The sequence below is a fragment of the Planotetraspora mira genome (assembly GCF_016863275.1).
Taxonomy (GTDB): domain Bacteria; phylum Actinomycetota; class Actinomycetes; order Streptosporangiales; family Streptosporangiaceae; genus Planotetraspora; species Planotetraspora mira.
Genome location: NZ_BOOO01000052.1, coordinates 50,300 through 56,808, shown reverse-complemented (window position 1 = coordinate 56,808; position 6,509 = coordinate 50,300). Strand labels below are relative to the sequence as shown.

The following is a 6,509-nucleotide window of genomic DNA, read 5'->3' as shown; positions in this document are numbered from 1 at the left end:
TTTCAAAGGAGGGGCCACCCCGTCAGGGGCGGCCCCTCCTTTTTTATTTCCAGCGACAACGCATTTCCCTGCGAGATCCGTAAGCTGCCGGCCTTAGCCGCAGGTGCGTGTAAGCGCGCTCACGCAGCCACGCCAGGGTGTCAGTTGCACTGAGCTCAGCACGGAGCCGCAGTGGCACTCAGAAGCGGCTGAGTACCCGCCCTCATGACGGTGCCGGCCGCGGTTCGACACTCGGTTCCATAGAGCATCAGCAGATTCTCGGGGTGCCGTACGCCGACGGTCGCGACCACACACGCGCCGATCGCCGAATCTCCTCGTCCAAGACGGATGGCTTCGCCTTCGCGTCTCTCGTAAGCGGGGCCGGTACGGGGCACGTCTCTCGTCGCGGGCTCAGGAGGATGCAGGGACGAGGCAGGGCCATATATCTGCAGCCCTCAGCTACTGCACTGCCCTGCTGGTCGCGGGGAGCCTCTGGCCGGCAAGCTGATTCAGCCGACCAGAGGGCCGGAACGACACGCCACGCGACATGCGGCACCCCACAAAGCATTACGCCGAACCCGATGGCCGGGTTCGGCGTAATGCGTGTACCTGGAAGGAACGGCGTCAGCTGGACACCAAGCGGTAGCCCACTCCACGGACCGTCTGAATCATCTTGTCGTCGTCGTCACCGAGCCTGGCGCGCAGTCGCTTGACGTGGACGGCGATCGTGTTGGTGGACATCGCGTCCGCGGAATGCCACACGTGTCGCATTATCTGCTCGCGTGTGACGGTCCGGTCGGCGTTGCGCATCAGGTAGTGAAGCAGTTCGAATTCTCGCAAAGGCAGGTGGACGATGTGCCCTGCCACCTTCACCTGGTAGGCCGTGACGTCCAGTTCGACGTCACCGATCGTGAGCACGATCCGATGGTCGCCCTGGCGCCGGAACGCCGCCTGGACGAGCGGGAGCAGTTCGTGGACTCGGTAGGGACGGGCCACGCAAGCCGTCGCCCCGGCCGCAAGAGCCTGCAGGGCCTGCTCGGTATCGCTCCCGAAATCGATACCGAGCAGGACCGGCACGGCCCGTGCGAGCCGTACGGCCCGGACGAAGTCGACCGGGCCCACGACGGGCAGGGAAGAGCTGATCAACACGGCGTCAGGCTGGAGCGCGCCTGCCTGAAGCAGAGCCTGCGCGCCGTCCATGACGCCGGTGACGTGGATCCCCTCGGGTTCCAGGGCCGCCGCCAGTTGTTGGATGAGGCCCGCGTCCGGATCGGCAACCAGAAGCATGGGTGCCGACCGAGTGTCCCCCTCCACTACGGGTGCCGCCACCCGAGTCCTCCAATGCGGTTCAGCCGAAACGTCCGGTGATGTAGTCCTCGGTCGCCTTCTGCGTCGGATTCGTGAAGATCCTGGAGGTCTCGTCCATCTCGACGAGCTTGCCTGGCTGCCCCTGGGCCGCAAGGTTGAAGAAGGCGGTCCGGTCGCTGACGCGAGCCGCCTGCTGCATGTTGTGCGTCACGATGACGATCGTGAACTCCTGCTTGAGCTCGGAGATCAGATCCTCGATCGCGAGGGTCGAGATGGGGTCCAGCGCCGAGCAGGGCTCGTCCATGAGCAGGACCTGCGGCTGTACGGCGATCGCCCGCGCGATGCACAGACGCTGCTGCTGTCCGCCCGACAGGCCCGCACCGGGCTTGTTCAGCCGGTTCTTGACCTCGTTCCACAGGTTGGCGCCCTTGAGAGAGTTCTCGACGATGCCGTCCAGCTGGGACTTGGAGAAGCGGCCGTTCAGCTTCAGGCCCGCGGCCACGTTGTCGAAGATCGACATCGTGGGGAACGGGTTGGGGCGCTGGAACACCATGCCGATGGTCCGACGCACCGAAACGGGGTCGACGCTCGCGCCGTAGAGGTCCTGGTCCTCAAGCCGGACCTTCCCCTCGACACGGGCGCCGGGGATGACCTCGTGCATGCGGTTCAGGGTCCGCAGGAACGTCGACTTGCCGCAACCGGAGGGGCCGATGAACGCCGTGACGGAACGCGGCTCGATGGTCATCGTGATGCCTTCGATCGCCTTATGCGACCCGTAGTAGGCATCGAGATCAGAGACCTCGATCTGCTTTGCCATCTCTTATCCCCTCTTAGCAGGCGAACGCCACCACGAGATGAGGCGCGCGACCAGGTTGAGCAGCATGACGATCAGGATCAGGGTGAGCGCCCCGGTCCAGGCGCGGTCGATCGCGATGTCCTGGGGGAGGCTCGACTGACCGAAGACGTACAGCGGAAGGCCCATCTGCGGCCCGTTGAACGGGTCTTCGTTGATGGAGTCGGTGAAGAACACCGTGAGCAGCAGCGGCGCGGTCTCGCCCGCGACACGGGCGACGGCCAGCATCACACCCGTGACGATTCCGGTGAAAGCCGTCGGCAGCACGACCTTGACGATCGTGCGCCACTTGGGCACACCGAGGGCGTAGGACGCCTCACGCAGCTCGTTCGGAACGAGCCGCAGCATCTCCTCCGTCGATCTGACCACCACAGGCATCATCAGGATCGACAACGACAGCGCGCCGGCGAAGCCCGAGAACGGCATGCCCAGCACGAGGATCCAGAACGCCAGGACGAACAGGCCGGCGACGATGGACGGGACACCGGTCATGATGTCCACGAAGAAGCTGATGAACCGCGAAAGCCTGCGGCCGTTGCCGTACTCCACCAGGTAGACCGCGGTGAGCAGGCCGATCGGCACCGCGATCAGCGAGGCGAGCAGGACCTGCTCGAGCGTTCCGATGATCGCGTGGTAGGCGCCGCCGCCGGCGTCCCGAGCACCGATGTTGCGCATCGAATGCGTGAGGAACTCCAGGTCGAAGCGCTTGAGGCCGTTCTTGACGACGAGCCACAGGACCGAAACGAGCGGCACGATGGCGATGGCGAAAGCCAGGTAGACCAGGGCGCGGACGGCCTGGTCCTTGGCCCGCCTCCCGAAGGAGAGGGGCTGGATTCCGGTTTGCACGGTCACGCGGCGGCCCTCGCGTATTCCTTACGGCGGGCGATGATGAGACGGGCGGCGGTGTTCACCACGAGGGTGATGACGAACAGCACCAGACCGGAGGCGATGAGCGCGCCGCGGCCGATCGGAGTGGCCTCGCCGAAGCCGTTGGCGATGTTGGCGGCGATGCTGTTGCCGTTCGGGCTGAGGATGCGGAACGAGATGGTGAAGGTCGCCGGGAAGATCAGGGCGACGGCGATCGTCTCGCCCATGGCCCGCCCGAGCCCGAGCAGCGCGGCCGTGATGACGCCGGGGCGTCCGAACGGCAGGACCGCCATCCGGATCATCTCCCAGCGGGTGGCGCCGAGAGCGAGGGCGGCCTCTTCCTGGAGCTTCGGCGCCTGCAGGAACACTTCACGCGAGATCGCGGCGATGATCGGAAGGATCATGATCGCGAGCACGAGCGACGCGGTCAGCATGCTCTTGCCCACCACCGAGTCTCCGCCGAACAGCGGGATCCACGCGAGGTAGTCGTTCAGGAACTTGGAGGGGCCGAGCATGAAGGGGACGAGGAAGGTGACGCCCCACAGGCCGTAGACGACGCTGGGGACGGCGGCCAGGAGGTCCACCACGTAGCCGAGGATCGAGGCCAGGCGACGGGGTGCGTAGTGGGAGATGAACAGGGCGACGCCCACGGCCACCGGAGTGGAGATGATGAGCGCGAGGAACGAGCTGACGACGGTGCCGAAGGCCAGTGCGCCGATTCCGAAGACGGGCTTGGTGGCGTTCGGGTTCCAGGTCAGTTCGGTCAGGAAGTGCGACGTGTTCGCCTGAAGGGCAGGGATCGCCTTCACGACGAGGAAGACCGCGATCGCCGCCATGATCGCCAGCAGGATGACACCTGAGCCGACCGAGAGGAAGCGGAACGGGCCGTCGCCGCGGCTGCGCCGGAAGGCGGACCGGCTAACAGCCGGCCCGCCTTCGGTCTTGGGAAGAGACGTGGCCATCAGGGCTAGGAGATCGCCTCGACGGCGGTCCGGACCTTGCTGATGAGGCTGGCCGGCAGCGGGGCGTAGCCCAGGCCGGTCAGGGACTGCTGGCCGGCGTCGCTGGCCGTGTAGGTCAGGAACGACTTGACCAGCGGGAGGTCGGTGGCCGACAGGCCCTTCTCGCAGGTGATCTCGTAGGTCACCAGGACGATCGGGTAGGCGCCCGCGGCGCTGGTGGCGTAGTCGATCTTGAGCTTGAGGTCGTTGCCGGTGCCCGCGACCTGGGCGGCCTCGACGGTCTTGCCCGCGCTCTCCGGGGTGAGCTCGACGAACTCGCCGGAGCCGTTGGCGACCTTGGCCTTCTGGAGGCTCGAGTTCTCAGCGAAGGAGAGCTCGACGTAGCTGATCGCGCCCTCGGTGCTCTTCACCGAAGCGGCGATCTGGTCCGAGCCCTTGGCGCCCTGGCCCTTGGCCTCGGCCGGCCATGCCTTGCCCGGCTCGTACGGCCAGTCGGCGGTCGCCTTGAGGAACTTGGTGAAGTTGTCGCTCGTGCCCGACTCGTCCGAGCGGTGGAACGCCTGGATGGCGGTCGAGGGCAGCGTGGCGGTGGGGTTGTCGGCCTTGATGGCCGGGTCGTCCCACTTGGTGATCTTGCTGTTGAAGATGCCGCCGATGGTCTTCGGCGACAGCTGCAGGCCGTCCACACCGGGGACGTTGTAGACGACGGCGACGGGGCCGATCACCATGGGCAGGTTGATCGCCTTGCCGGTCTTGCAACGGGCGTCGGCCTGCGCCGGCTCGCCCTTCTCGTCGTTGAGCGCCGAGTCGGAGCCGGCGAACGCGACGGTGCCCTGGATGAAGGACTGGACACCCGCGCCGGAGCCGGCCGGGTTGTAGTTGACACTCACACCGGTGTTGGCCGACTGGAAGCCCTTCTTCCACTCGTCCATCGCGTTGGCCTGAGCCGAGGAGCCTGCGGCGTTGATCGTGCCAGAGAGGCTGCTGCCAGCCGCCGACGTGGCGGTGGTGGGGGCGCCAGTGTCGCCGCTGTTGTCATCGGTGCCGCACGCGGCGAGCGAAAACACGCCGATAATGGCGGCCGCGGCAAGTCGGCCTGCATACTTCACGGTGATTCCTCCCGCTTGAATTCTCATCGTTGAGGACAGTAGGGAGCGAAGGTGACCGGATCCCTTGGTAAAGGTGAACGAGTAGTGAACGCGCCGGGTCTCTTGTGGTGATCGATGGAAATAACGAGCAGGTCACGACGGGTATGGGAGACCATTGGTTCATGAAGCGCATATGTCTGGTATGCATGGGAAACATCTGCCGGTCACCGATGGCCGAGATCGTTTTGAGACGCACGCTCGAGGACAGGGGCCTTGACGTGCTCGTGGACAGCGCGGGCACCGGTGGGTGGCACGCGGGTGAGCCCATGGACGAGCGCGCCCTCGCGACGCTCGCCGAGCACGGATACGACGGCGAGGCCCATCGTGCCCGTCAGTTCGACCGGGCCTGGTTCGCCGAACGCGACCTGGTCCTCGTGATGGACGCGGAGAACCTGCGGGCCGTGCGGCGGATCGCCCCGCCCGGAGCCGACGTGCGGCTGTTCCGCTCGTTCGACCCGACCGCGCCCGAGGGGGCCGAGGTGCCCGACCCCTACTACGGCGGGCAGCAGGGCTTCACCGACGTGCTCGTCATGGTCGAGGCCGCGTCCGAGGGGCTGGCGAAGTACCTTGAAGATCACTAGGGATCTCGGCACGAGTCACGCCTGGACCCTCCACGAAGGCGTCGCGGGCGAAGGGCGGCGGGTCTTCGTCAAGAGAGGCGCCGACTTCACCGCTGAGGCCGCCGGGCTGCGCTGGCTCGCCGAGCCGGAGGCCGTGGCCGTGCCGGAGGTGGTCGAGGCGGACCACGACACCCTCGTGCTGGAGTGGATCGAGACAACCCAGGCGACGGCGGACGCGGCCGAACGGTTCGGCCGCGAACTGGCCGCGCTCCACGCCGCGGGGGCCGAGGCCTTCGGCGCCCCGTGGCCCGGGTCCATCGCCGAGTTGCCCATGGACAACGGGCCGGCTGCCGACTGGCCCTCCTTCTACACCTCCCAGCGGGTCCTCCCGTTCGTACGGCGGGCCCGCGACGCCGGGCGGCTGTCGGCGGCGGACGTCGACCTGGTCGAGGAGGCGTGCGACCGGGTGGAAGAGGTGTCCGGCCCGGCTGAGACGCCCGCCCGCATCCACGGCGACCTCTGGAACGGGAACCTGCTGTGGTCCGCCCCGCCGGACGCGGAAGGAGCGGGCCCCGGGCGCGTCGCGCTGGTCGACCCGGCGGCCCACGGAGGTCACAGGGAGACCGACCTCGCCATGCTCGCGCTCTTCGGCGCTCCGCACCTCGCCGTGATTCTGGGCGCCTACCGGGAGGTCGCCCCGCCGGCGGACGGCTGGCGGGAGCGGGTGCCGCTGCACCAGCTTCACCCGCTCGCCGTCCACGTCTGCCTGTACGGCGACGCCTACCGGGGGAGCCTGCTCACGGCCGCCTCCGAGGTCCTCGCCATGTGATGC

At 67.3% G+C, this 6,509-nt stretch carries 7 protein-coding genes; 2 read left to right on the top strand and 5 right to left on the bottom strand.

The genetic code is table 11. The features are described from left to right. Window positions 1-603 precede the first annotated feature (603 nt). The 5 genes from Pmi06nite_RS39495 to pstS all read right to left on the bottom strand — a co-directional run bounded on the left by Pmi06nite_RS39495 (window position 604) and on the right by pstS (window position 5,078). On the bottom strand, window positions 604-1,266 hold the full coding sequence (locus Pmi06nite_RS39495; protein ID WP_203958365.1) for a response regulator transcription factor: 663 nt from the start codon (window positions 1,264-1,266) through the stop codon (window positions 604-606). A gap of 61 nt (window positions 1,267-1,327) precedes the next feature. After that, on the bottom strand, window positions 1,328-2,104 hold the full coding sequence (pstB, locus tag Pmi06nite_RS39490) for a phosphate ABC transporter ATP-binding protein PstB (protein WP_203958364.1): 777 nt from the start codon (window positions 2,102-2,104) through the stop codon (window positions 1,328-1,330). Between the two features lie 3 nt (window positions 2,105-2,107). Further along, entirely contained in the window at window positions 2,108-2,986 is an 879-nt protein-coding gene (gene pstA / locus Pmi06nite_RS39485; RefSeq protein WP_203958375.1) for a phosphate ABC transporter permease PstA, read from the bottom strand. Between the two features lie 2 nt (window positions 2,987-2,988). Then, window positions 2,989-3,969 (bottom strand): phosphate ABC transporter permease subunit PstC, encoded by a 981-nt coding sequence (pstC, locus tag Pmi06nite_RS39480; protein WP_203958363.1) that lies wholly within the window; start codon window positions 3,967-3,969, stop codon window positions 2,989-2,991. Between the two features lie 5 nt (window positions 3,970-3,974). Continuing rightward, a complete protein-coding gene (gene pstS, locus Pmi06nite_RS39475) occupies window positions 3,975-5,078 on the bottom strand; it encodes a phosphate ABC transporter substrate-binding protein PstS (RefSeq protein WP_203958362.1) in 1,104 nt (367 codons plus the stop codon). 209 nt (window positions 5,079-5,287) lie between these two features. On the opposite strand from pstS, the gene Pmi06nite_RS39470 reads away from it, so the two are divergent. Together Pmi06nite_RS39470 and Pmi06nite_RS39465 are read left to right on the top strand one after the other, a co-directional pair. Continuing rightward, entirely contained in the window at window positions 5,288-5,698 is a 411-nt protein-coding gene (locus tag Pmi06nite_RS39470; RefSeq protein WP_373317362.1) for a low molecular weight protein-tyrosine-phosphatase, read from the top strand. Beyond that, window positions 5,685-6,506 (top strand): fructosamine kinase family protein, encoded by an 822-nt coding sequence (locus tag Pmi06nite_RS39465; RefSeq protein ID WP_203958360.1) that lies wholly within the window; start codon window positions 5,685-5,687, stop codon window positions 6,504-6,506. The genes Pmi06nite_RS39470 and Pmi06nite_RS39465 overlap by 14 nt, the downstream gene beginning before the upstream one ends. Window positions 6,507-6,509: the final 3 nt, after the last annotated feature.

Excerpts from the sequence above, each read along its gene's own strand:
- Pmi06nite_RS39495 (WP_203958365.1), bottom strand. The coding sequence starts at position 1,266 with ATGCTTCTGGTTGCCGATCCGGACGCGGGCCTCATCCAACAACTGGCG.
- pstB (WP_203958364.1), bottom strand. The coding sequence starts at position 2,104 with ATGGCAAAGCAGATCGAGGTCTCTGATCTCGATGCCTACTACGGGTCG.
- pstC (WP_203958363.1), bottom strand. The coding sequence starts at position 3,969 with ATGGCCACGTCTCTTCCCAAGACCGAAGGCGGGCCGGCTGTTAGCCGG.
- Pmi06nite_RS39470 (WP_373317362.1), top strand. The coding sequence starts at position 5,288 with ATGGCCGAGATCGTTTTGAGACGCACGCTCGAGGACAGGGGCCTTGAC.